Annotated in this window: 21 protein-coding genes and 2 pseudogenes; 13 read left to right on the forward strand and 10 right to left on the reverse strand. The window is 46.7% G+C overall.

Annotated features, from left to right (window positions below):
* Window positions 1–3,533 (reverse strand): cadherin-like domain-containing protein (locus QUB44_RS21360; protein WP_333370561.1); only part of this gene is annotated, 3,533 nt, incomplete at its 3' end.
* 1,414 nt (window positions 3,534–4,947) lie between these two features.
* On the opposite strand from QUB44_RS21360, the gene QUB44_RS21365 reads away from it, so the two are divergent.
* Window positions 4,948–5,202: a hypothetical protein gene (locus tag QUB44_RS21365; RefSeq protein ID WP_333167776.1), complete on the forward strand. Its 255-nt coding sequence runs from the start codon at window positions 4,948–4,950 to the stop codon at window positions 5,200–5,202.
* A 4-nt stretch (window positions 5,203–5,206) separates the two neighbouring features.
* Complete coding sequence (locus QUB44_RS21370; protein WP_333370563.1) at window positions 5,207–6,904, forward strand: CHAT domain-containing protein; 1,698 nt, start codon at window positions 5,207–5,209, stop codon at window positions 6,902–6,904.
* A 516-nt stretch (window positions 6,905–7,420) separates the two neighbouring features.
* On the opposite strand, the gene QUB44_RS21375 is transcribed toward QUB44_RS21370, so the two are convergent.
* Window positions 7,421–7,567 carry a hypothetical protein gene (locus QUB44_RS21375; RefSeq protein WP_333370565.1) on the reverse strand — a complete coding sequence of 49 codons (147 nt, stop codon included), beginning with the start codon at window positions 7,565–7,567 and terminating at the stop codon, window positions 7,421–7,423.
* 954 nt (window positions 7,568–8,521) lie between these two features.
* Between QUB44_RS21375 and QUB44_RS21380 the strand changes: the two genes are divergently transcribed.
* Together QUB44_RS21380 and QUB44_RS21385 are read left to right on the forward strand one after the other, a co-directional pair.
* Complete coding sequence (locus QUB44_RS21380) at window positions 8,522–8,932, forward strand: AbrB family transcriptional regulator (RefSeq protein WP_015177612.1); 411 nt, start codon at window positions 8,522–8,524, stop codon at window positions 8,930–8,932.
* A 90-nt stretch (window positions 8,933–9,022) separates the two neighbouring features.
* Window positions 9,023–9,490, forward strand: a complete 468-nt coding sequence (locus tag QUB44_RS21385) for a regulatory protein RecX (protein ID WP_333370567.1) — start codon at window positions 9,023–9,025, stop codon at window positions 9,488–9,490.
* Window positions 9,491–9,593: 103 nt separating this feature from the next.
* Here the strand turns inward: QUB44_RS21385 and QUB44_RS21390 are convergent, their stop codons facing one another.
* Window positions 9,594–10,109, reverse strand: coding sequence for a DUF4385 domain-containing protein (locus QUB44_RS21390; protein ID WP_333370569.1), 516 nt, complete (start codon window positions 10,107–10,109; stop codon window positions 9,594–9,596).
* A complete protein-coding gene (locus QUB44_RS21395) occupies window positions 10,106–10,531 on the reverse strand; it encodes a DoxX family protein (RefSeq protein ID WP_333167769.1) in 426 nt (141 codons plus the stop codon). Before QUB44_RS21395 ends, QUB44_RS21390 begins: the two co-directional genes overlap by 4 nt.
* A 331-nt stretch (window positions 10,532–10,862) precedes the next feature.
* Here QUB44_RS21395 and QUB44_RS21400 point away from each other — a divergent pair, with 331 nt between their 5' ends.
* The 5 genes from QUB44_RS21400 to ureG all read left to right on the forward strand — a co-directional run bounded on the left by QUB44_RS21400 (window position 10,863) and on the right by ureG (window position 14,360).
* Window positions 10,863–11,045: a hypothetical protein gene (locus QUB44_RS21400; protein ID WP_333370571.1), complete on the forward strand. Its 183-nt coding sequence runs from the start codon at window positions 10,863–10,865 to the stop codon at window positions 11,043–11,045.
* 525 nt (window positions 11,046–11,570) lie between these two features.
* Window positions 11,571–12,062, forward strand: coding sequence for a DUF4168 domain-containing protein (locus tag QUB44_RS21405; RefSeq protein ID WP_333370574.1), 492 nt, complete (start codon window positions 11,571–11,573; stop codon window positions 12,060–12,062).
* A 430-nt stretch (window positions 12,063–12,492) separates the two neighbouring features.
* Window positions 12,493–12,930: an urease accessory protein UreE gene (gene ureE, locus QUB44_RS21410; RefSeq protein WP_333370576.1), complete on the forward strand. Its 438-nt coding sequence runs from the start codon at window positions 12,493–12,495 to the stop codon at window positions 12,928–12,930.
* Window positions 12,931–13,015: 85 nt separating this feature from the next.
* Window positions 13,016–13,726: an urease accessory protein UreF gene (locus tag QUB44_RS21415; RefSeq protein WP_333370578.1), complete on the forward strand. Its 711-nt coding sequence runs from the start codon at window positions 13,016–13,018 to the stop codon at window positions 13,724–13,726.
* Between the two features lie 37 nt (window positions 13,727–13,763).
* Window positions 13,764–14,360 (forward strand): urease accessory protein UreG, encoded by a 597-nt coding sequence (ureG, locus tag QUB44_RS21420; protein WP_333370580.1) that lies wholly within the window; start codon window positions 13,764–13,766, stop codon window positions 14,358–14,360.
* Between the two features lie 60 nt (window positions 14,361–14,420).
* Here the strand turns inward: ureG and murG are convergent, their stop codons facing one another.
* Window positions 14,421–15,485, reverse strand: a complete 1,065-nt coding sequence (murG, locus tag QUB44_RS21425) for an undecaprenyldiphospho-muramoylpentapeptide beta-N-acetylglucosaminyltransferase (RefSeq protein WP_333370582.1) — start codon at window positions 15,483–15,485, stop codon at window positions 14,421–14,423.
* Window positions 15,486–15,703: 218 nt separating this feature from the next.
* Here murG and QUB44_RS21430 point away from each other — a divergent pair, with 218 nt between their 5' ends.
* Both QUB44_RS21430 and QUB44_RS21435 read left to right on the forward strand, forming a co-directional pair.
* On the forward strand, window positions 15,704–16,630 hold the full coding sequence (locus tag QUB44_RS21430) for a nuclear transport factor 2 family protein (protein ID WP_333370584.1): 927 nt from the start codon (window positions 15,704–15,706) through the stop codon (window positions 16,628–16,630).
* 221 nt (window positions 16,631–16,851) lie between these two features.
* Window positions 16,852–17,640, forward strand: a complete 789-nt coding sequence (locus tag QUB44_RS21435; protein ID WP_333370586.1) for an SDR family oxidoreductase — start codon at window positions 16,852–16,854, stop codon at window positions 17,638–17,640.
* Window positions 17,641–17,686: 46 nt separating this feature from the next.
* Here the strand turns inward: QUB44_RS21435 and QUB44_RS21440 are convergent, their stop codons facing one another.
* Together QUB44_RS21440 and QUB44_RS21445 are read right to left on the reverse strand one after the other, a co-directional pair.
* Window positions 17,687–18,004, reverse strand: a complete 318-nt coding sequence (locus tag QUB44_RS21440) for a hypothetical protein (RefSeq protein WP_333370588.1) — start codon at window positions 18,002–18,004, stop codon at window positions 17,687–17,689.
* A 104-nt stretch (window positions 18,005–18,108) separates the two neighbouring features.
* Window positions 18,109–18,243, reverse strand: a pseudogene (locus QUB44_RS21445) (IS630-like element ISMae26 family transposase); the annotation flags it as partial.
* A gap of 107 nt (window positions 18,244–18,350) precedes the next feature.
* Between QUB44_RS21445 and QUB44_RS21450 the strand changes: the two are divergent.
* Window positions 18,351–18,788: pseudogene (locus tag QUB44_RS21450) on the forward strand (transposase); the annotation flags it as partial.
* Between the two features lie 366 nt (window positions 18,789–19,154).
* Here QUB44_RS21450 and QUB44_RS21455 read toward each other — a convergent pair.
* Window positions 19,155–22,193, reverse strand: coding sequence for a glycerol-3-phosphate acyltransferase (locus QUB44_RS21455; protein ID WP_333370590.1), 3,039 nt, complete (start codon window positions 22,191–22,193; stop codon window positions 19,155–19,157).
* Between the two features lie 211 nt (window positions 22,194–22,404).
* Between QUB44_RS21455 and psb35 the strand changes: the two genes are divergently transcribed.
* Window positions 22,405–22,617, forward strand: a complete 213-nt coding sequence (gene psb35 / locus QUB44_RS21460) for a photosystem II assembly protein Psb35 (RefSeq protein WP_333370638.1) — start codon at window positions 22,405–22,407, stop codon at window positions 22,615–22,617.
* Window positions 22,618–23,077: 460 nt separating this feature from the next.
* On the opposite strand, the gene QUB44_RS21465 is transcribed toward psb35, so the two are convergent.
* Both QUB44_RS21465 and QUB44_RS21470 read right to left on the reverse strand, forming a co-directional pair.
* Entirely contained in the window at window positions 23,078–23,650 is a 573-nt protein-coding gene (locus tag QUB44_RS21465; RefSeq protein WP_333370592.1) for a DUF6658 family protein, read from the reverse strand.
* A 237-nt stretch (window positions 23,651–23,887) separates the two neighbouring features.
* Window positions 23,888–24,625, reverse strand: coding sequence for a DUF2993 domain-containing protein (locus tag QUB44_RS21470; RefSeq protein ID WP_333370594.1), 738 nt, complete (start codon window positions 24,623–24,625; stop codon window positions 23,888–23,890).
* Between the last annotated feature and the right edge of the window lie 152 nt (window positions 24,626–24,777).

Raw genomic sequence — 24,777 nt, forward strand, 5'->3', positions numbered from 1 at the left:
GTAGAATTGCCCACGGCTGTAGCTTGTGCCTCTTCCAAAGAAGCATAACTGCCGCCTGTGAAAATCACTAACTCTTGACCAGTAATGTCAGGATTTGAACCGCTAACACCGTCAAAGTTAGTCGTAGTCAAATTGCCGAAAGCGCTCGCGCTAAACTCGAATTTGTCCACCCCAACAGTAAAGTCGGAAATTTTATCGCCGCCTTCTTTAGTTGTCCTGTAAACAAACAGATCCGCACCACTGCCACCGCTTATGACATCCAAACCGAGGCCGCCGGTGATGGTATCGTTGCCGTCGCCACCGAGGATGGTATCGTTAAAATTGCTGCCGACAATGTTGTCATCGCCTGCTAAACCATCGAAATTGACTGCAGCCGGATAAGTGCCGAAATTCACATTGTCAGCACCAGCAGTACCGACAGGAACATTTAGTGGCTCGCCGATGAAGACAAAGTTACTGACTTGCAGGCGAATGTTGACTGAGAAACTGGTCACAATTTCAAAGCGCCCCGCAACATTAAATACCAGTACAGCACGGCCGGTCTCGGCATCTATAAACTGACAGAAAGTAGGCGCGTCTAAGTTGCCACCCAAAGCTACAAACCGCGCTTGCAAACTGGTGATGCTGTTAACGGTGATATCAGCACTAAAGTCGAGCAAATTAGCGCTGCCGATCGACCCAACAGTAGAAGTAGCAGTAATCTCCAGTCGGGTCAAACTAGAAACGCTGAGATTACCAAAAGCTGCGGTAGAAAGCTGTAAAACATCGTCATCGACATTAAAGTCAGTAATAAAGTCAGCTTCTACAACTGTTTGAATCTCTTGGCGGGAAGTGAGGTAAATAAAGGTATCCTTCCCATTACCCCCACTCAGATTATTGGTTCCTAGACCGCCTTCGATCGTGTCATTGCCCTCATTTCCAGTTAATGTGTCATTCCCAGCACCGCCTATTACGGTGTCATCGCCGATGCCGCCGTCGATATCGTCATCATCATCACCGCCGTCGATATCGTCCTCATCATCGCCGCCTTTAACTTTGTCGTTGCCTTTGCCTGCTTTTATTTTGTTTTTGCCTTTACCACCGATGATATCGTCATCATCATCGCCGCCGTCGATATCGTCATCGTCATCGCCGCCTTGAATTTTGTCCTTACCCAAGCCTCCTTTTAGTGTGTTTTTGCCTTTACCACCGTCGATATCGTCATCATCATCCCCGCCGTCGATATCGTCATCGTCATCCCCGCCTTTAACTTTGTCGTTGCCTTTGCCTGCTTTTATTTTGTTTTTGCCTAGGCTAACTTCGATATCATCATCGTCATCGCCGCTGTCTATATCGTCATCGCCATCGCCGCCTTTAATTGTGTCCTTGCCTTTGCCACCGATGATTTTGTCTTTGCCTTTGCCGGCTGTAATGTTATCGTCACCATCGCCGCCTTCGATGTCGTTATCCAGCGTTGCAGAACCGACAATAACTTGAGGTGCTGTAGTGCCACCAAACTTAAAGACATTTTGCTGGACATCCAAGCTAAAACGCTGGTTGATGAGAGTTCTTTTGCCGTTGTCAACGTCAAAACTAAAACTAAGCGCACCGAAAAAACCTACTGCCGCTTTGAAAGTTAACAAGCCTGCGTTAATGTCTGCTTGAGAGAAGGTAGAACCGACTTGTGCTGGGACTCCATTCAACAATAGTTGGCCGGTTGTAGCATCGGGCAGCTCGGTTAGCTTGAAGACTGTGCCGCCAGGACCTTGCTCGTCATCGACATACCGCAACAACTCAGAAGTAATAGTTTGCGCGCCGCCGTCAGAACCAGCAATCAAGCCATTATTAGCTTCGACTCGCGCAGGGTTAAAAATCGGAGTTTGAGGTTGATTTGGAGTTGGAGTTTGAGGTTGAGTTGGAGTTGGAGTTTGAGGATTAACTCCCAAAAAGTCGGCCGCAGTGATCAGCGTTGCGTTGACATTCAACAATAGCGCCAAGGCGAAGTTATTGACCCGAATTTCGGTATTGACACCGATTTGTATAAAGGTCAAGCTGCTAAAGTTCAAGTCGCCAAACAGCAGAAACTGGTCGCTGCCGTCCTCGAAGTCAGTGATGACTGCACTTGCCTGAGAGTTACTGTTACTCACGACATAAACGTCAGCTCCAGCACCGCCTATACAGGTATGGTTGCCAGTACCGCCCATCAGCGTATCGTTGCCGTCGCCGCCCATCAGCGTATCGTTGCCGTCGCCGCCGCCACTAACGCTGTCGTCGCCGTCGCCGCCGTCTGCCATGTCATTGCCGCCGCCAGTAACGAGGGTATCGTTGCCGGCACCGCCCATCACGCTGTCGTCGCCGTCGCCGCCCATCACGCTGTCGTCGCCCTCGTCGCCACTGCAAACGTCGTTGCCGGCACCGCCCATCACGCTATCGTCGCCGTCGCCGCCCATCACGCTGTCGTCGCCGTCGTCGCCTGCACAGTTATCGCTGCCTGCACCGCCGCTAACGCTGTCGTCGCCGATGCCGCCCATCACGCTGTCGTCGCCGTCGTCGCCTGCACAGTTATCGCTGCCGTCACCGCCCATCACGGTATCGTTGTCGTCGCCGCCGCTAACGTTGTCGTCGCCGTCGTCGCCCATCACGGTATCGTTGCCGGCACCGCCGCTAACGTTGTCGTCGTCGTCGCCGCCGCTAACGTTGTCGTCGCCGTCGTCGCCTGCACAGTTGTCGCTGCCTACACCGCCGCTAACGGTATCGTTATCTTTGCCGCCGTTAACGGTATCGTCGCCGTCGCCGCCGCTAACGTTGTCGTTGCCTGTGTCGCCCCTGACGGCATCATTGCCTTCGCCGCCCTCACAATCGTCGTCGCCTTTGCCGCCATAGACGGTATCGCTGCCGGCGCCGCCGTCAACGTCATCATCTCCTTGGTTGCCGTGCACCAAGTCATCGCCGTCATCGCCTTCGCAGATGTCGTCGTCGCTGCCGCCCATCACGGTATCGTTATCTTTACCGCCGTTAAGGGTGTCCTTGCCTTTGCCGCCCATGACGGTATCGTTGCCCAGATCGCCTCTTACTTCATCGTCGTCATCGCCGCCCTCGCAATCATCGTCATCTTTACCGCCGAAGATTTTATTTTTTTTGCGACGGTTTCCTTTGATTTCGTCCTTGCCTCTTTTGCCGAATATCTTATCCTGCTCGCCGGTGGCGACAATGAGGTCATCGTCATCGCTACCGACGACGGTTCCGGGCTCGATGCCGCTGCCATCGTCTAAGTCATCTATGTCGCCCACACCTTCTTCTAGTACGCTGGTAGATTCCGCCATTTGGCTGTCATCAGTAGTACCTTCTTCCACTACGCCGTTAGACAGAGCTGGAAATGTGGTGGTAAGGCCGTCAGTGTTTTCGGAGAGCGCTACCTGAATTAACTGGGCTAAATCCTCATCGGAAATTGTAGAGCTGTCGTCGCCTAAATCCCCGACAGGCTTTTGTGTTTCATCTTGAACGGGAAAAAGTGTTCCCGGTCCTTCTTCTAACAACATTGCATCTGGTTCCATTGTTGATGTTTCCCAAAAAAAGGTAAGGTTCTTAGAATCAATTTATCAGCAAACAGGAGACAGCAGAAGAAAAATTTTTAACTTCATGCTTTCGCCTGCTAGAGGAGCTAGTTTCCTCATCTCTATCTTTTATAGATGCCACTTAAACCGCAAGGTTTTTTTCGCTCTGTTGCGAGTTTTATATTCTGCAATTGCGTACCAAAATTAATTGATCCGCCACCTACACTGTAATTACTGCGCCGAAGCGCCGAGCATTTGAGATGTTCTCGGTAATTTCTACAGTAAGCTGCGCCGAAGGGCCCCTGATTGTAGATTCTCTAAGTAATTTCTACAGTGAATTAGCTGAATTTAAACTCGCAACTGACAACTCCTAAATAACTACCCAAAACCTTTATCCCCCAACTTCTACCCTTGCTTTTTTTCTGATCGAGGCTGGTGTATTAAATTTTTGTAACACTCCCAGCTTTGACAAATCCTTCCCTGACTTAGGATTTGAATCTCTTGACTAAACGACTGCACCCTCCTAATTTTAGTTCCCGATGATTAATTAGAAATTTAGATAATTCGCCCGGGCAAATATTTGTTCTAATTTTTAGTTGTTGCACTATTTTCTCTCGCAGCGAGAAAAACTCGCCAACAGAGATTTTTTTTGATCAATACTAAGAGTTCTGTCGAAATATATCTATCCCAAGACTGATTGTAAAATTTACCAAAATATAGTAAAGGATCAGAAGTAGTTTTTGGTGACAGTTGCAAGCTCGATCGGCATTTTGAGCGAGAATGACCCACGGCGAGGCTGCGAAACCCAGTTGCTTTGTAGAGGCTTGGCTACCAAATCCAATAATTCTCCGAGAAACCGGCCTGATGAGGCGTAATCCTCTAGATGCCAAAAATGATGGTTGCTGGAGAGTACCGGAATAATTTGATTGCCGTTGTATTGTTGAGAGTTCTTGGCTGCTTACGTTTATTTTTGCTGCTTAACTTTAACTAAATTAAGAGAGTTAAATTAAAAGTTTTCTATATCATAAAAGCGGTAAATTAGCAATAAGTTATTAGCAATTATCGATCGTCAACTATCGATTACCGATCGCCACTGAGGTCTTAAGGATGAGGGCGGAGGGCTTACGGATGAGAACCCAGGGCTGACCAATTAATTAATTGACACAAAATCAAGATTACACATGGGGGGTTGGTGGTAGAGGATAAGCGGTAAAGACCGATCGACTGATCGCAAAAAAAAAAGAAATACTCAACTTTGCCTGCGATATTACCCTGAAAGCGGTTGGCGAGAGCCGAAGTAATTTTAATAAGAACTAGAGATCCGCCTGGTAAAGTGCCTCCAATTTAACTTTACTCAGCAATGAGAAACTCAAGTTCACGACGAATCTAAAGGGGTCTGCGGTAGAGGTGCAAAATGTCAAAGATAGCAAGATTGGAGAAAATTCGGCTTTCATCGAGCCACAGGGCAATCAAAACTAATAAACTGTTATTAAAGTACAACTTTTATATCCTCAAAGTGTTTGAACAAATATATATGACCCTAGCGATCGCCCGATCGGGGGAAGCGAATTCAGAAACTTTGATTAAAAGAGTAAAAAATATGTTGCCGAGTGCTATTGCTAGCCACAAAGACGCAGGCAAATTCAGAATTAAGGCGGGAGGGCGCTAAATCCGTGAGCCAGGAATTTCAACTCTCAGTCACCCCTGTTGGGGACGACGAATATCTAGTGCGGACAGAAAGGGTTGCACCCGGTGTACCCTTAGCCGAACAACAAGTCCGCTGGCCGATCGACGAATGGCTTGCACTGTCTGCTCAACTGATGAACGACCCGCTGGTGGGCTTGCTCCAGGGAAAAGCAGTACAGGGAAGCAGTTTTGCGGGTCGCGGGATCTCCCGTTCGGGACACAACTGTGCGCCGAATTTAGTAGCCCTGGGGCAACAATTATACAGCGGGCTGTTTCAAGGAAACTTGCGCGATAGCTGGACTTGCGCTCAAGGCATCGCCCAGCACCGCCGAGAAGTGCTGCAACTGCGACTCGGACTCAAAGGCCGACGCTTGCCGCGTCTGCCGTGGGAAGTTCTGCACGCCGGCGATCGCCCTTTGGCAACCGGCACCGATGTCGTGTTTTCTCGCTACCAACCAGGTACAAGTTTGTTCAAGCAAACCCGGATACTGCCTAGTGGCGGGCCACTAAAAATTTTAATGGCGATCGCCTCTCCGAGCGATCGAGACAGCTTGCAGCTCAAGCGAGAAGTGCTCCACCTGCAACAAGAACTCGAAAACCGCACGGGTAATCCTCTCAAAAACAGCCCCCACTCCCCGGAAATTCAACTGACTATTCTCGAACAGCCCGATCGAGAACAACTTACCCAAGCCCTAGAACAAGGACACTACCAAGTCCTGCACTACGCAGGCCACAGCAACTTAGGTTCCAGAGGTGGAGAACTCTACCTAGTCAGCAGCCGCACCGGCTTAACCGAAACCCTCAGTGGCGACGACTTAGCTGGATTGCTCGTTAACAACGGTATTCAGATGGCCGTATTCAACTCCTGCCGCGGCGCCTACGGCGACCCCTCAGACCTCGCGGACGACAGCCCGGAACGGAACTTAACCGAAGCTCTAGTCAAGCGGGGCATTCCGGCAGTGCTAGCAATGGCAGAAAGCATCCCCGACGATGTAGCCCTAACTCTGACGCGGTTGTTTTACCGCAACCTCAATCAAGGCTATCCAGTCGATCTCAGCCTGAGCCGGGCCAGAGCTGGGCTAATTTCTGCCTACGGTTCTCACCAGCTATACTGGGCTTTGCCCATTCTCTACCAGCACCCGGACTTTGACGGCTATTTGACCGGCGGCCCAGCCCACAGTGCGACATCGGGTTCTATGGTGCACATAATCGCGTCGGGAACGCAACCAGCGCTCGCGGGTACAGAATGGAAGGCCCCGTCTTCGGTTTCGGCGATCGCCCAATACCCCCCAATCTCAGCGAATCGATCGCATGAGTCAGACAATTCTGACGGCGAAGTCTGGGAATATCCCAACCAATTAAAAGATCGTCGGGATTGGGTTCACCAGAACGATCGAGCCGAGGCTACTAATTCACCGAACTCACCGACGGCTTCGCCGTCCTCTATTCCTAATTCTGAATGTTCGGCGATCCAAGCAACTGGCGCCGCTGCCGCGACTCAGAAACCGTTAAAAAAACCGGGGTTGAAAAAATCTGTCGCCCTGATGCTTTGCTTGTTGCCCGTTGCTTTGAGTGCTGGCTTTTTTGGGTGGCGGTACTCGAACCAGCGAGGCACGAAACCTGAAGAGTTACTGCCGGCGGTACGGACTCCCCTGTCGCAAAATTACCTGCAACAACGTCACTAAAAGCGATCGCCGACTGCAATGCTGAATGTAGACCCTCTTGGCCTGGCTCCAAACTGGGTGGGGTTTTTGCTGGTCATTCGTTATAGGCTGCCGCTGGCAAAGTGATCAAAAGTATACTGCTCGATCAAATCTCGGACTTACCTTCATCAAGTCGGTTTTTACCGAAAATAAGCAGCAGCGCAACCAAGCATCTAGGAAGAAACCGGGTTTCTCGTCGAGAGAGTAAGTCCGGGACTGTTTGATATGAAATTCGTCAGGCGATTGTAGATTTTAGACTTCGGCTTGAGCCCTGAGTCGAACAATTGGAGATTTTAGATTTACTCCACAGATGAATCTGGGAACAGGAACAAGACTCTAAAATTTTGCTCTCTCCACGACAGGAGTCGGTGGCTTGTATGCGTTTTTGAGCTGGCTGATTCGGCAGCGGGAGCATTCGTCATTCGGCACAAGACAATAAAAGCCAGAGTTGCCACAATTAAGAACGTCCTCACCCTCAGCGCGCTTATTTTACAATAATTAATTATGGAAGCGGCTGTGAGTTTGACGGGCCCCTCCAGTTGGTGCATAAATTTTGAGAGTATTGCCGTTTACAGGCCACGAGTGGAAACCAATACATTTCCATAAAAACTCCTTGTCGGGAACCGCTGCTAATTTGTAGTGCATCAAACATTTAAGCTGTGGTGCATTTAACTCGCTCTTTCTCAATTCCCCTGTGGAAGTAACCTCAAATTCTCTGCCTTGGGGCCGGAGGAGGAAGATTTTTCCTAGTTCCCCCTAGACATCTACTGATTCGTGGCGAAGTGTTAAGAGTCGCGAAGCAATCTCGCCCGATCAAAACTATTCCCCTCCTAGTTGCTGTCCGATGTTTCTGCCGCCGCGCCCATTGAGTCGGGTTTTAGCTTAAACCCGTTCAACGAATCGGTAAAATTTCCTGCAATTTTTACCGGATTGCCTTCCCCAGACTGCGTTCTGTGCAAGTTATATGCCCAACACCTTAATAGAAGATTGCTCGTTGGTATTTGGGGTTTTGAGGGGATTTCCAGCCCGAAAAATAGGGTTTATACCATTTTAGATTTTAGATTTTAGATTTTAGATTGAAGAATTGGGAATGACTTATTCCATAAGGGTTTGGAGCACGGGCCTACAGTTGGATTCTTTTTGTAAACTGGTTTTGCAAGTAGCTGGCAGGGGCATCAAGAACAAGTGCTGTCTCCCCTTGTTGAGGTAAAAGTTAACCCCGGCCGGTAAATGCTTTCGGCAGATTTGCAGCGGCCGCGCTCTAGGTATTTCGATTCATGGCTGTCTTGTTTTTACCTTGACCACAGACTCGATCAGGGATTGGTGAATGCAGGGAACAGACTTTAGTGTAAAAAAGTAAAGCATTTAATTTGCCACAATAATTTCCCGCGCGATCGCTCTGAGGCTTACGCAAGGATTTGGGCCACGATCGGCAAATTGATCGCCCTTCGAGCATCCTTACTTGCACCCCCAGTCTTGAGGCTGCAGAAATTTATCCAGAATCTTAATATTCAGAATTCTTAGTATTGACAGTGAAACAAAGTTAATCTAATGTGTTGTAATTGATATAAGTAAAGTCCAATAAGCGAGGTACGGTCAATGGCAGAAACAGCTACAGCACCCTTAACAGGAAAAGGTCTGCTTCAAAAAATCAAAGGCAGTGATTTGCCGCGCAGAGAACTTGCAAAGCTTTGCGGCTACTTCACTGTCAGCAAAAGTGGAGAAACCCGGATTAATCTGGCTGAGTTTTACGATGCAGTGTTAGCTGCTAAGGGCATTGAGCTAGAGAAGTCTAAAGCAGACGGACGCGGACGAGAAGCGAGTTATCGAGCTAGCGTTCACAAGAATGGTTCGATCGTGATCGGGGCAAATTATACCCAAGAAATGGGATTAAAGCCCGGAGACGAGTTTGAAATTAAGCTCGGATACAAGCACATTCGCTTGATTCAGATCGATGTGGACAGACCGGATGTGGAATTGGATGATGAAGAGGAGGATACAGAAGAATAAAGGCGATCGCGATGCAGTCAGCCTCGGGCAAGGCGACTGGATTTTGCATTCGCTACACGAGTATTTGCGCGCCACCCTTCGATTTAACTGATGAGCTGTCTTGACTATTTCTATTTTCTCTTGTCCCGCAAAGACTACAGTGCCTCTGAACTTCGCAAAAAGGGGCAAGAGAAAGGTTTTGGCAATGAGGAAATATTGGAGGCGATCGCGCAAATTCAAGACCGCGGCTATCAGTCCGACACTCGCTTGGTGGCAAACTCGATCGCCTCTGCTGCAGGCAAATACGGTAAGTCTGCCATCAAGCGCAAGTGCCTGCAAAAAGGAATTACCAACGATTTGTTCGAGCAAGTCTGGGAAGAAGAAATTGCCGAAAATCAGGACTCCGAAGCAGAAAAACTGGCCGAATTAAAAGCCAAAGTCATGCGGAAATACAAGATCGATACTTGGCGTAAAGCAGATCCGAAAACCAAGGGCAAAGTCTTGAATTACCTGCAATACAGGGGCTTTAATGCCTTTGAAATTTGGCGGCAGTGGCAGGCGGAAGAAGATGATGAGTAAGTTATAGGACAACCCTCGATCAATGCGGCCCCCAAATAGTCAAGCACAACTTTACTACTGCCTGGGGGCTAAATTGTGATTTCTGAGTTTTTGTAACTGTATGTCAATCCTCAGACTTGACTAAATAAGATTCGTACATCTGCCGGTGTCTGGCTAAAAGCTGGAGATATTTCTCATTGATTTTGGCCAGCATCCATTTCTCTTGAAAAATGGCGGCGGATTCTGCTTTCACCGGATCTGCTTGTAGTGGCAAAATATCTTTTCGAGCGGCGCTTTGCTCAGCAACAGACTTCAGCTTTTGAGGGTTTTGCTGGTATTTTCTGCCGCTTTTGTGGTTGGCGTAGCGACGCGATCGAGTATACCCCATCTGCAAGAACTTGCGAGCCATGTCGGCCCCAACAAAATCTTCGCGATCGAGATACTCTAAAAACAAGGAGTAAATTTTGCTGCTGGACTCCCTGGCAATTTCAGGAGTCTTAACTCTCCAGAAAGGCAGAATTTCTTCTTTGTAGGGTTCAACCAACAGCACTCCCTGTTCTCCTTTCCCTACCCGATAAAGTTCCGGGTGCTGTCGAAAGTCGATGTTCTTAAAATCCGCATGGTAGTCGAACTGCTTCATCGGGCGTTTTCTGTTCTATCTGGAACTATAGAAGCCCGGGGTTTACCTTCGTCTGGTTGGGTATAAACCCAGGCCCAAGCAATGAAGACAGCTTGAAAAGGCAGCCTCAACCAGTACAGTAATTGGTTGTGGGGAATCCCTTCTATCGGAATGTTGTTGACGGCTTGATTAATATTAGCTGGAAACACGGCAATAAACAAGGCAATTAATCCCCACGCCGCCGCCCTGCTGACAGGAGGAACTAACAGCCCAATTCCCCCCAAAATCTCGAAAAAACCGCTGATATAAACCAAGGCTTCCGGGTAAGGAAGCTGGGGTGGCACAATTCTGATAAAAGGTGCGGGTACTGCAAAGTGCAGCACGCCTACAATACTGATAGCTACTGCGAGGATAACTCGCCAAAGTTCTTTTTGACTTTTCATGGGCAATGGGTAATTAATAATTGTTAAATTGCTGCGAGAAGGCTTGCCAAAGTTCGCTATCTGCGGTCGAGATGACAAGAAAACTGTGGGTCAAAAATTCCAGATTTCCGGGTTTGTCTGCTCTTGCTGGTGGCTCTAACAATTTTATTTCGTAGAAAAACCAGGTTTCTGGGTAACTCCCAGACAAGTTTTCACAGCCCCAAACTGGAGGAAGCGAGAACTGGAATCGAAGACCTGCGCGTTGACTGGCGAAAACAGATAGCGCGCATTTTGATAACAATATTTTAATGTCTATTTCCCTGCTGCTGTCTCTATCTTCGGGTAGTAAAACATGATTTTTGTTCCCGCTCTGGCTCTGTCAGCCGCCAAACCAGTGGCGGATTTTCTCGATCGACAAATGCACCACTGCTTAACATTAAATAAATCATCGCCGCAATTGATGAGTGCGATTGCTGCTAACTTTGACCGAAAGCATCCAAGATACAAGCCCCCGGATTCATCCGTCCAGAAATAAAAAACCTGTATCCGATAAAGGAGCCCCCCAATTTATCCGTGGGGTCAATGCTTCAATTCTTTAATCTAAAATCTAAAATCTAAAATCTAAAATCGATTGACCTAGCCTTCCAGGCCCTTCCCTACCCTACCCTACGGGAACCCCTACGGGGAACGGGAACCCTTGCGGGAAGATAGCTTTGCCAGGGCGTACCTTGATGAGAGTAATTAAGGCGAGTAATTTGTCAATAACTTTTAGAATTATTTAATATTTGCGCTTTTAGAATTATTCGGAGAGGCAATTCGGTAACGCTCTGTAATTAAAATTACTATCTAAAGTTTGAATTTTGTCAACTTCCCACAGATGTTAGAATGAAATTATCGAATTTGCTAAAAAGTCGATCGTCGTAGCAACTCCCCAACTTTCCTGCTGGAATTCAAAATAGTCACCAACAGCAGGAACTTTTTACCCACCACATTATTCAAAAAGATTGAGCCTCCAAGCGCTGTGTCATTTTTATCTACACGCAATCAATCACCGACGACCATGAACACCTCACTAAACACCTCTAAATTTGGCATAAACCGGATGCTGCGACAATCGCTGTTGCTTGGCATCTTTTCTGCCGCAGCTTTAGCTAGCGGATGGGCGCCCGGTTTGTATGGACAATCCCCAAGCCTCGTTTTCGGAGCCGCAGCCCAAGCTCAAGAAATTAGCAGCGAAGAAATTACTAGCTACGCTCGTGCTGTGTTGGCAATAGAACCGAGACGGGTGGAAGCTTATAATGAAATTAAAGGAATGGCTGGGGGTTCGGTTCCCAGAGTAGTGTGCAACGAAACTCAGGAAATCAATAGGTTGTCTGGTGGTGTTCGCGGCATCGCGGTGAATTATTGCCAACAAGCTAAAAAAGTTATCGAAACCAATGGTTTGACAGTTAGTCGCTTCAACCAGCTTACTTTGCTCCAGCAAGCGGACCCGGCAGTCAAACAGCGAATTCAAGCCGAGCTCCTGCGACTGCAACAAGCGGGCAATCAATAAGCTTGAGGGTTTGAGTCTTTCTTCCTCTCCCGTTCTATTAGACTTCTCCATAAAAGCTTGTTCAGGGCAGACAGGATGCCTAAGCGCTACCTCCCCCCAACAATATATTGGAGATTTAAATTGTTCGAGTTCCTAGACGGTAGGCAAAATTTTTTGAAAAAAAAGCGATCGTCTGCAATTAAGTGCTTGACAAAATAACATAAATTTGGTAACAATGCCAGAACGGGAGTAGTCAGAAAGATGAATATTTTTCAACTTGCTGTAAATCGCAATGAGATATAGCGATCGCCAAGACCATTAAAACGTTTTTAATTCCTGAAACATGAGCTGAAGATTGGAACTTCTGTCTTCCTTATTCCTTCGGCTATAAAAAAGATATTCCTCAAAAACTCAATGTCAAGTGAATTGCTCTGAGGAATAGAATAAAAAAATGCTAACTTTCACCAAACATTTGCCTGCAAATCCCGATGCTATTGTCAGCTTTACTTTACCGATGACAGCCGACGATCGCACTCGCAGCCGTCACCGATTCCAAACAGAGACGGGGGAAAGGCTGCACCTGAGTTTGCCCAGAGGTACGGTACTGCGCGATCGGGATTTATTGCAGTCGGAAGACGGTAGCTGTTTGGTACTGGTAAGTGCAAAACCCGAATCGGTGCTGACAGCGCGGGCCTCAACTGCGCTGCTACTGATGCGGGCGGCTTATCATTTAGGAAACCGTCACGTAGCTTTAGAAGTTGCCGATAATTATTTAAGGCTTTCTCCCGACCCTGTGTTGCAGGGAATGCTGGAAAAAATGGGTTTGGAAGTAACAGAGGAAATTGTGCCGTTTCAGCCAGAAATGGGCGCTTACGGGCACAGCCATTAGGAATGGGGAATGGGGAATGGGGAATTGGGCATTGGGCCTTGTAACCAACAAATAACAGTCAACAGTCAACAGTCAACAGTCAACAGTGAACAGTGAACAGTCAACCCTCAACAATCAACTTTTATCTTTGTTGCAGTTAGCTTTTGCACCTGTGGGAGCTTATAGTTATTCTGAGGGAATCGAAAGTCTGGTAGAAACCGGTGCGATCGACAGCGAGATTACTTTGAGGAATTGGTTAGAAAATTCGCTGCAATTCGGGGCTGTACGAGTAGAAGCTGCTGTGGTGGTACGGGCTTTGAGGGCGGCACAGATAGGGGATTTGACGGCTTTGAATTACTGGAATGCTTGGGCTACTGCTGCTAAGGAAACAGAAGAGTTGCGCTTGCAAAGTTGGCAAATGGGGCGGACTTTGGTCAGGTTGCTGCTGGATTTGCGCTCGCCCGTACCTTCTAAATTAACGATATCTGTAAAAGATTTGGTGGAATTTGGTGGCAATCCATGTAATTTTGCGATCGGCTTTGGCATTGCCGCGGCAACCTGGCAGATTGAAGAAGAAGCGGCCGTGTTAGGACATTTGTACAGTTGGGCTGCCAATTTGGCGAGTGCGGGCGTGAAACTGATTCCCCTCGGTCAAACAGCCGGTCAACAGTTACTGTTAGATTTGCAGTTTCAAATTAGCTGTACGGCGCAAGAAGTTTTAAAATTAGAAGATGATGAGCTTGGGAGTTGCAGTTGGGGATTAGGACTGGCTAGCATGGCGCACGAAACTCAGTACACTCGGTTGTTTCGCAGTTAAAAATCTGAAAACCTAAAATCTAAAATCTAAAATCGCTATGGGTGCTTTTCGTGTAGGAATTGCTGGGCCGGTTGGTTCGGGCAAAACTGCTTTACTGGATGCTTTGTGCAAAGCGCTGCGGCAGCAATACCAGATTGCTGTAGTTACCAATGATATCTATACTCAGGAAGATGCCCAGTTTTTGGTTCGCAGTCAAGCTTTAGAGAGCGATCGAATTTTGGGCGTAGAAACGGGAGGCTGTCCCCACACAGCCATCCGCGAAGATGCTTCTATTAACTTAGTAGCGATAGAAGAGTTAGAACAAAAATTCACTGATTTAGATTTAGTATTTGTCGAAAGTGGCGGCGATAACTTGGCGGCAACTTTTAGCCCGGAGTTAGTAGATTTAACAATTTACGTAATCGATGTCGCTGCAGGCGATAAAATTCCCCGCAAAGGCGGGCCAGGCATTACTAAATCTGATATGTTGGTAATTAATAAAATAGACCTCGCCCCTTATGTAGGAGCAGATTTAGGCGTGATGGAGCGGGACGCGAAAAAAATGCGCGGCGACAAACCTTTTGTTTTTACTAACCTGAAGACCAAAGAAGGATTAGAATCGGTAGTTAAATTCATCCACTGCCATATCGCGTAAAACATCAGTCTTCATCTGCGTTCATCTGCGTTCATCTCCGCTTAAAACTCCTAAAAAATATCACCTCACCACTAATTGTTTGACCAAATTAGCCAAACGTTCTGTACTGTCTCTCACTGCTAATTCAGAAGCTGCTTGAGACATTTTTGCCAAATATTCGGAATCTCTTAACAAATACAACACTTTGCTTTGCAACACATCTGCTGTCAGTTCGCTTTGACGGAATACCACGGCGGCGCCGGCTTTAGCAAATACTTCCGCATTAAATCTTTGGTGGTCGTCAGCCGCGTGAGGAAAAGGAATTAAAATAGAAGGTACGCCCGTCACTGCTAATTCTGTCAGAGCACTCGCGCCCGATCGACTAATTGCTAAATTCGCTCGCTGCAACAAACTCGCCACATTGTCGTAAAATGGCATCGACAAATATTGCTCGTGTTTCAAACTCTCAGCATCCGGGTCATTATTTCCTGTCAGGTGAACCACCCAAGCACCAGCATCAAACCAAGCCGGAGCACACTGGCGCACTAACTGATTGACTGCGACAGCACCTTGAGAGCCGCCCATGACTAAAATTACAGGTACACTGTCAGGAATTGGCAAATTTAGAGGTTGGCGAGTCAGGAATTGCGATCGCACGGGCGTACCAGCAACAACGGTTTTCGCGCGGGGTAAATGCTGGGCTGCTGCTTCAAATCCGATCGCCACAGCAGTGCACAAAGGACTAAACCAGCGTGTCACCTTCCCCGGAATGGCATTAGATTCGTGGAGAATCACCGGCAAACCCAAAGAACGAGCCGCTAGAATTGCAGGTGCTGCGATGTAACCGCCGGTAGTAAAGACTCCCTGAAAATTTCCCGCTTTGAGCAACTTCCGCACATGAAGGATCGAGCCGACGAGTCCGCCCAAAATTCGCACTGTACCTAGTCCAAATCGCTGCTGAAAGCCTTCAACCGCGATCGTGTGGAGGGGGTAAAGGGATGAAACTAACTCGGTTTCCATGCGGTCTGGGACTCCCAGCCATTCGATCTGACAGTCGTTCAACTGACTAGCGGTGGCGATCGCAGGAAATAAATGTCCACCAGTGCCGCTAGCTGCAACCAACAACCGAAGGGGGGCTTTTGTCAAGGTCTTTGTTTCTTTTACAAGTACAAGTTCCACAGGTTAATCGATTTTATATTTGAGGTTTTAGATTATTATGCTTATTATTCCGGCAGTTTCAGCCAATTTTAAATCAGCAATCTAAAATTAGATTGTGCCGTGTCCGTCCTTCCGTTGTCAGTTTTCGTTGCAGGCGAACAGTTGCCCGCGCCACGACTCCTGACAAATAACCAAATTATCACCTAATGCGTAATTTTTTGAATTTAGTGCCAAGTGCATCTCAGTATTTTTCCAGCCGTCGGGACGAAAAAGCCGATCCTCTTCGAGGGCTGCGCCAACGGGCGATCGTTTTTGGCTTTAACTGCGGGCAGTCGATCGCTCAAATGTTGTTATGTTTAACAGTGGTAAGTGCTGGCGTGCTGCATCCGAGTGCGGTAAGAGCGATCGGTGCGATCGCGGCGACTCCCCGAACGATCGCCCAAACCCCTGCAAATGCGCCGGCCTCACTCACAAAACTGCTAACAGAAATTGACGCAGCGGCCAATCGGCGCGATGTCAAAGCAGTTATGGCATTTTACAGCCAGAATTTCACTCATTCTGACGGGTTAAACAGCCAAAGCATGGCAAAAGCCCTTACCCAACTCTGGGATCGATATCCGAGTTTAAATTACCGCACCGAGATCAAATCTTGGAACACCGAAGGTAGCGCCATTGTCGCTGAAACCGTAACTACAATTGCCGGCACTCAAAAAAAGGATGGCAGAGAATTAACTCTCAAAGCTACCATGCGTTCCCAGCAGCGCTTTGAAGGTGAAAAAATAGTTAGTCAAGAGATTTTAGCAGAACAAACTCAGCTTAGTTCGGGCCAAAATCCTCCCACAATTGAAGTGAATGTGCCGGAGCAAGTTAAGGTGGGCGAAGATTACTATTTTGATGCCATTGTGCGAGAGCCGATCGGCGATGATATTTTAATAGGGACTGTTTTGGAGGAACCCATTACCGAAAAAACCTTTTTTAATCCCTCAGAAGTCGAGCTGGAGTTGCTAAATTCCGGGGGAATTTTTAAAGTAGGTAAAGCTCCGGCTACGCCTGAAAATCGGTGGGTTTCAGCAGTTTTGATGCGACAAGGTGGAATTGCCACAGTTAGTGTGCGATTGCGGGTTGTCAAGTAATAAAATAGGTGTTATGGGTTATTTGAGTAATTTCTGTAGTGGCGGTTTAATTAAAATCTCTAATACCAATGAGAAAACCCGGTAAACCTGCCCCTACAAGAATTATGGTTAATTGACCCGACTTGATTTTATACTAACTAAAAACTCAGTTTTTTCTCTTACTTCCTCTCTCTGCGCCCTCTGCGCCCTCTGCGGTTAATACATCTTCCTTATTATTAAAAATGATTTCTATCCAAAATCAAATTGTTTTCATTACAGGTGCGAGTAGCGGTATTGGAGCAGCCTGTGCCAAGATATTTGCCAAAGGTGGAGCAAAACTAATTTTAGCAGCCCGCCGTCTTGAAAAGCTCGATCGACTAGCAAACGAACTTGTAGAAACAAAATCCATCGCGTCGGCGAACGAGATTTATTTACTAGAATTGGACGTGCGCGATCGCCCTCAAGTCGAATCGGCGATAGCTGCGCTTCCCGATGCCTGGAAAAACATCGATATTCTGATTAACAATGCGGGATTGAGCCGTGGTTTAGACAAACTGCACGAAGGTAACTTTCAAGATTGGGAAGAAATGATTGATACCAATGTTAAAGGGTTGCTTTACATAACTCGCTCGATCGTGCCGGGAATGGTAAGCAGAGAACGGGGCCACGTAGTGAATATCGGCTCAATAGCAGGCCGCCAAGCTTATCCGAAAGGTAATGTTTATTGCGCTTCCAAAGCAGCAGTGAGAGCTATTTCCGAAGGGTTGAAACAAGACCTTTTGGGAACACCAGTGCGGGTGACGGAAATAGAACCCGGTTTGGTGGAAACAGAATTTAGCAATGTCCGGTTTCACGGCGATTCAGAAAAAGCAAAAAATGTCTATCAAGGATTGACACCGCTGACTGCGGACGATGTAGCCGATGTCGTGTATTTTTGCGCGACGCGCTCGCCCCACGTCAATATTAGCGAAATTTTGTTAGTTCCGACAGACCAAGCTAGTGCAACTCTGGTTCACCGAAAAGAGTTGTGAGTTTTTAGTGGTAAGTGTCCGGATTGCGCTCATATTCTCAGGAAGCTTAATTGGTAGATGCACCCTGATTAATTAACTCCCGACCAATTTTGGCCGGGTTTTTTTTGGCGATCGCACCCCCTCGCCAGAAATTCTCTAAAATTCTGCCAAAATGTCCTGAAAGAGGTGCTGTGAGGCCGGAGACTAAATTAGTAGATGCACCCTGATTAATTAACTCCCGACCAATTTTGGCCGGGTTTTTTTTGGCGATCGCACCCCCTCGCCACACAGGATAATACCATTTTTTTAAAGATGTGATAAGCTGATACGCATTTAAATTGGGATTTTTGAAGCTTAGACTCCTTGCACCCTGGCTTTCAGGCAAAAAAATTAAATGCTGAACAGCTTAGAGATAAAGAATGTAAAATCCAAGACCATCTGGTGAGAAAACCAATGACACGATCGGTGAAAGATAACAAAATCTCCTGGACTCTTAAATTTGGTGGGTGGACTTCCTCCTTGAGCAAGAAGACTTATACCTCCTGTCTCTTGGGCTCTTTTTAGTAATTTTTGAACAAAGCTCTTGGCTACCTTAAAACGTTCTGCTAGTTTTTTTATTGAGATATTTTATTGTTTTCTCACTTCTATTATTTTTTTTTTCAAATCTAGTGAATACGGTTGCATTGATGATTTTCTTCTAAATACTTTTACTTTACCAAAAGTACCTCATAGCTGTAAAAAAAGCTATAGTAAGGTTAAGCCAATCCCACATCCGTCCCATTGTCAGAGGGAAAGCTGTAGAGTTTGGAGCAAAACTGTCAGCGAGTTGCTTAATCAGGATATGTATGTTGAGACCGGATGAGTTTGGATAATTTTAACGAATCGGGGGACTTAAAAGCTAAAATAGAAGCATTTAAAAGTTACACAAGATACTCTATTGGTGAATCAGTCGATGCAGATTGCATTTATCTAACAAGGGAAAACCGAGCTTGCTGTAAAGAAAGAAGAATTAGAATTAGTGGGTCTTCGCTAGGAAGACCACCAGCAAATGTCAGTAAGGAAACAAAGAAACAAGCCTGGGAAGATGAGAGAATTCGTAACTCTATTGAGGGCAAATTTGGGACTTGCGTAAACGAAGATTCAGCTTGAATCGCGTGATGGCAAGACTTGATAAGTAGTAGGACACAATTAATTACACAAAACTATGGGCTACAAGCCTTGTCTAGTAAAAAATTAGCAAAGAATCAGTGTGTAATTAATTCTGTCCAATTACTTAATACTTCTGGTACAGCCATTGCTATTAATTTTTTAGTAATCAACCTTTCTACCTGGTTAACACTGGTTTTTTTTGTGTTTTTATGTCAATAACCGAAAATCACACCTATTTACGGGTCAGTTATTATCAAAAACTATAACTTGACAAGTTATAGAAAGCAAAAAATTATGTTTCGCCGAACTAGAATCACCCATCAATTGCGATGGCTCCGCCGGCTGCCGGCATCGCGATTTTTCTTAACTTATTCAGAAAGCCCTAATTATTCCAGCAATTCTACAGTGCCGAGATACCCATCTACTCGCACTTTTTGACCGTCTCGCAAGCGAGTTGTAGCTTCAGCAATATTCATAACTGCGGGAATTTTGTACTCGCGAGCGATTATTGCTCCGTGAGATAGTTGGCCGCCAACTTCCGCGATAATTGCTGTTGCTCCTAATAGCAGCGGTGCCCAACCTGCATCAGTGTAAGGGACTACTGCGATCGCATTTTCTCCTAAATCTGTGCTCGCGGTGCGGCAAATCTTGACAAAGCCTTCGACACGACCGATACTTGCCGGAATTCCCTGCATGATATTAGTTTCCGATGTTGCAAGTTCGATCGCCCTTTTCTGAGAATTTGGCAGCAAATTGCCGTAGACCACGGGGGGAATCGGGCGATCGCGATCGGCTACCAGGCGATCGCGCCTTTCCCTAATTGTATCCTTAAACGAAACACTTGCACCGCTGCGAATCCACTGCTGAATTTCCCCAAATTCCAGATAAAAAATATCCCCGCTTTCCTGAAACACCTGCATTGCCAATCCGCAAGCTTCTATCTCCAAAAAAGTCCAGCGCAGGTGAGCCAACAACCGCGCGTAAATTTCGCTAATTTCGTTTTTGACAAGTGCTCTTTCTTGACATTTATCTAGTCGCCACTTCTGCCCAAAAGTCAAGCCTACTTTCCGCTTTTCGACTAAATTAGTTTCGGCTTTTTGAGCCATAGTTATTAGCAGTTTTTGGTAAATTTCCGGCTGTTCTCGCCACGTAGGAACAGCGATATCAGTTCCCACTTCGCTCAAATATCCGTAAATATCAAGCCACTTTTCAAAATCAGCTTGTAAAGCCGGACTTTCCGCAAATGTCTGTGCTAAATGTGCGACTGAAACAGTTTCGTCAGGCTGCGAAACAGCAGATTGCCGCAATTTCTGAGCCAACTGCTGTAAAGCTCGCACAGAAGCAATTTCAGGAGCGCTGTCATTAGCCAGCCAGTCATCATCAACGCGAAAAATTGCCTTGCGAATAGCCAGCCCTATCGGCCCTAATATATTGTAGTAAGTAATCGGTTTCAGCCACTCCTGAATTTGCTCCGCTCTCTCCAACAATTCCATTAAATATTGATAATCGGGCATTGGGCATTGGGCATTGGGCATTAATATTTCTTCTTCGCTAGAACCTCTTCCTTCTTCCTTCTTCCCTCTTCCTTCTTCCATCGGACTGACATCCGTTACATCCGTTACAGAATCCGTTGCCGAACTTCCTTCTTGCTTATCCAAACTTTGCAATGCCGGGAGAAAAATAGAAATACGATCGCCCTTAAATTCTGCATTCAGCGCCCTCTCCCGCTGCACCAGACGCCACAAACCGGGCAAAGAAGGCAAAATCTTCCCCAAAGGCGGCTTGCCCATCTTTTGCCCTCTCAGCAAAAATTCCAAACCCTGCTCTGGCAATCCCATCATCCGAAAAATTTCGCCCAACAAAGTCGCATTAAAATAGGCGTGAGAACCAAGCAAAGTTGCCGTTTCGTTAAAGTTTAAGCCGATCGCGCGATCGCCCAAAACCACCTTGAATATTTCTCCCCAAACCCCGCAAGTCAGCGGCCGGTTAATCGACCAAGTTAACGGACGAATTGCACCGGGAATCACTTCTGCTGCAATAGTGCGCGTCCAAAAAGGCTGCAAATTAGTAATTGGACGGCTTTGCAAAATCCAAATTTTTTCCCCGTCCCAACTCCACTCAATATCCTGGGGAATTCCGTGAAAAAATTCTTCAATCGCTTGGGCTTGTTTCACCAATTCTGCTAAAATCGATTGAGCAATAATTGAATTACTTTTAAGTTCAGTTAAATTTCTTTCTAATGATTCAGGTGTACTAAAATCAATTTCTAAATGCACCGGAGTACATTGTCCGCCAACAACAGCTTCGGCTCCTCCCGGTAAAGCTTCTATAATTACCTGGGAACCGCCATCTAAAGGATTGCGACTGAACATGACTCCCGCAAATTCGCTGTCAATATAAGGCTGAATTAATACAGCCATTTGGGTGTCGGGGAGTTGTCGTTGGCGGCGGTAAGCCACAGCTTCGGAAGTCCAATAAGACTGGCGACAGCGATTAATTGCATCGAGTAATTCTGCTTCAGTGAAAACAGGGCCAATAGTTTGATATTGTCCCGCTGCAGAACTGGTATCGCCATCTTCTCCCGCTGCAGAAGAACGCACAATCATTCGATTTTGGATTTTGGATTTTAGATTTTGAATGGAAGCATTGGGAATTGACAATTCATCACTATTTCCTCGATGCCCGATGCCCGATGCCCGATGCCCGATGCCCGCTTCTTGTGATAATATCCAACCAGAGGGCACATTAAAACCGGCGCGTTTCAGTTGAGACAATTTAGCAGCTTTATCGCCGCAGATTGCAGAATCTAACGAGTCATCAAGAGAAAACAATTGCTCAGATTTAGATAAAGACATATCATCACCCTGACTGAAATTAATTGCTGCTAACAACAAAGCTAATCCTGCGGCTGCTAAAAATTCGGGCATTGATTGTCGCCACACCCAAACCCAGATTGGGGTGCACAGACACCCGCAACGGGAAGCAAAGAGTCTCGCCCGATCGCCCTCACCCCACCACCGCTGTGCCAAACCCCACACCAGCAGCCCCCAAATGCCCGATGATACAGCCACCGGCGGCGAAAATACCAAAAGACCCCAAACAGCGTTGGTCACGCCTCCACCTCGGGCGATCGCATATCTGCCCGCAGCTAGAGGAATTAACAGGGCGATCGCGATCGCCGGTGCATCCGGGAAGCAAAATCGCCCCGCCAAAACAGGCACAATACCTCTGGCAATTTCCGCCAACACCGCAGCAATTCCCGCTAATTTCCCCCCGTGAATGAAAGCTGCCGACACCCCCACATTCCCCGTGCCCAGCGCCCTCAAATCTCGGCGGGTAAACACTCGCACCGCCCATCCCGTTAGCGGTAAAGCACCCAGGCTGAAGCTAGCAGCCAACAGCAATGCTATTGTCCCCAACGGCATAAAATCAGCTCTCCTATTTTCAAGCTCTAAACATTATGACCGCAATTCTGCCACTTTTTCAGCCTTCAGATATATCAACCAAACGTCCTTAGCACTTAAAATAATGTAAAAGTAGAGTAGATAAGGATTTAGCCTAATGATAGATCTCAGCTTGACCACTCCCATAGCAGTTGTTGTTGCACCCATCAAGCGAGTAATGATTGAGCTGCTGATGCAGCAGCCAGTGCCGGAATCAAGTGTCAGCTTGAACATTCCAATAGCAGTTCTTGTTGTTGGCTTTATTGCCGCAACTACGATCGGCTCGATCGCCTGGTACAACTCCAAGCGCCCACCCGGTTGGGAAGCCAAAGAACGCCCCGATTTTGTACCGAAAGTTGATAAAGACGATTTGATTGCTGATGTTTCTGACTCCAAAGGTAAATAAAACAAAGTTTCTTTAGAGGGATAAAAGCAGGACTTGTCCATTAATGAGAAAACTCGGTCATTGCCAATTGTCATTGCTAGCCGGAGCGCGGCAACTTCAATGGTTCACATTTTCATTTTTGGCGCAAGTCCTATAATTTTCCCATCCCCAATCTAAAATATAAAATATCGGTAAGGTGCGTCATAAGCATCCTACATATACAGGGCTTACGAAAAAAATAAGTAGTTTTACACGATACATATAACGTAAGGTGCGCCATAAGCACCCTACATGTACAGGACTTACGAAAAAAGTAATTTTAGAGGATTAATATAGGGTAAGGTGCGTGCCGCGCACCTACAGATTCTACGTCCAAGACTGAATATAGAATAGAAGTTCTGCGTAAGTCTTGTGAATATTGTGTAGGGGCAATTCTGAAAAAGCCCCTACAAATCGGCGATACCGGGCAAGTTCTGCTAGCTTATTTTTGCAGCGGATTGAGTTTCGTAACCGAGCTTTCCTTGGCATCTTCAGCGCTATCTTTGAGGAAACCAGAAGCATCCTTAAAGGCGGCGCCTACTCTCTCTAAAATATTGGCATCGGGATCGGTGCGATCGAATACGGGTTGAGCCTTAGCCGGCTGTCCGTCTGGCGCTTCTAAGAGAGTTTTATCTCCGCCGAGTTCGGAGTCGAACTTGTCAGTTTCCATCGGTGCAGAACCCGGATAAAGCAGCTTTGAGGAATTAGATTCAGCGGTAGTCGAGGCCAGGAGACGATCGCCCACGATCGACAAATCAGCCCGATTCTTTTCTGCTTTAGCAGGCGACTGATTTACTTTAGGATCGGTGGATGTTTTATAATTCGTGTATCCATCACCGCCACCCTTGTGAGGGTTATTCATTCCTCCTGCTTGAACGGGAGGATTCTCGGGCCGAGCACCTCTAACATCGCCCGAATTGCAAGCGGTGCTGGTAAACAGCAGCACACCTGCCATAAATACAGTCAAAATTTGACCGATACGCAGTCTTTTAAAAAAAGCAGTTACAGTGTTCACAAAACTTTTCCAAATTTTTACTACTACTTGTCAAGAGTAAAAGTGAACTCCCCATGCCTGCCTCTAACGGCGGTGATATTTTGGTGCGGGTTGCTACCGACTTTTTTATAACTTTAGAGGGATTTCATCAACTGCGGAGATTTTTCCAAAGCCAAGCATAATAATGGTAGGGTGCGCCAGTTCCAATAGTTGCTGGAATTGAAGAGCTTTTTTGTTTTTGACCCACCCTACAAGCTCCTAATCTGGGAATTTTTCGACTTTCGCTTCAGCTTGCAAAGTCAGCACACCAGCTTCCACATTTAGCTGCTGAATTCGCAGGGACATTCCCTCAAGTTCAAAATTTCGCAAGTTTAAAACTTCACCAGCTTTGTCCGCCAAAGCTTCTGTTAACTCCGGCGAAAATTCCTTGTTTTCGGGATACTCGACATCTTGAAGAGAAATTGCCCAACCGCCCGCTGCAATCTGAGGTTGTGATGTAAAATAAATTTTTTCCGTGGAGGAAGTTTCCCGCACCAATACCTCAGCATTTAAAGCGATTTTTCCGGCTAGCAATTGGCACTCAATAATTTTAACGTCTATTGTCCGCTGTTGTCCGTCAACAGTAACTTGTAAGTTTTTCAGTTTCCTGCTGATGTATTCGGAATTAAAAGCGCGGTTGATATCGCTTTCTGTTAAAACTGCGCGCGCCCCACCGAAGGCAGGCCCGTTCAGTTCAATTTTGCCAAACATAGCGGTCAGGGGATTGACAGCAATATCCTTGACGTGAATTTGCAATTCTTCCACGCGCAAATCTTGTTGCATTACCAATCCTTTGCCCTCCACGGCAACGGCCTCTACTTCTCCCTGGGCTAGCTGGCCAGGATCGCTGTTAACTGTGACAGACAAAGTTTCGGATTCGTCTAATTTGCTAGCAATAGCAATCTCGGCCACTTTGTCGATCGCCTGTTCCCCTAAATTCCTATTTTGTTGAAGCACGCTCAGAATTCCTAATAATATTGTTTAAAAATAGTAGTTAATACTTAATAAAGTTAGCGTCTTCCTCTCGGCAGGTTTCTCGTCTGAAAAAAACTTAGCCAAAGACAGAGGGTTTCCAGAAAATTGCTAAAATTAATCAGGTACTGTTCGGC

Origin of the sequence: Microcoleus sp. AT3-D2 (assembly GCF_036705715.1) — a bacterium.
Classification (GTDB): Bacteria; Cyanobacteriota; Cyanobacteriia; order Cyanobacteriales; family Microcoleaceae; genus Microcoleus.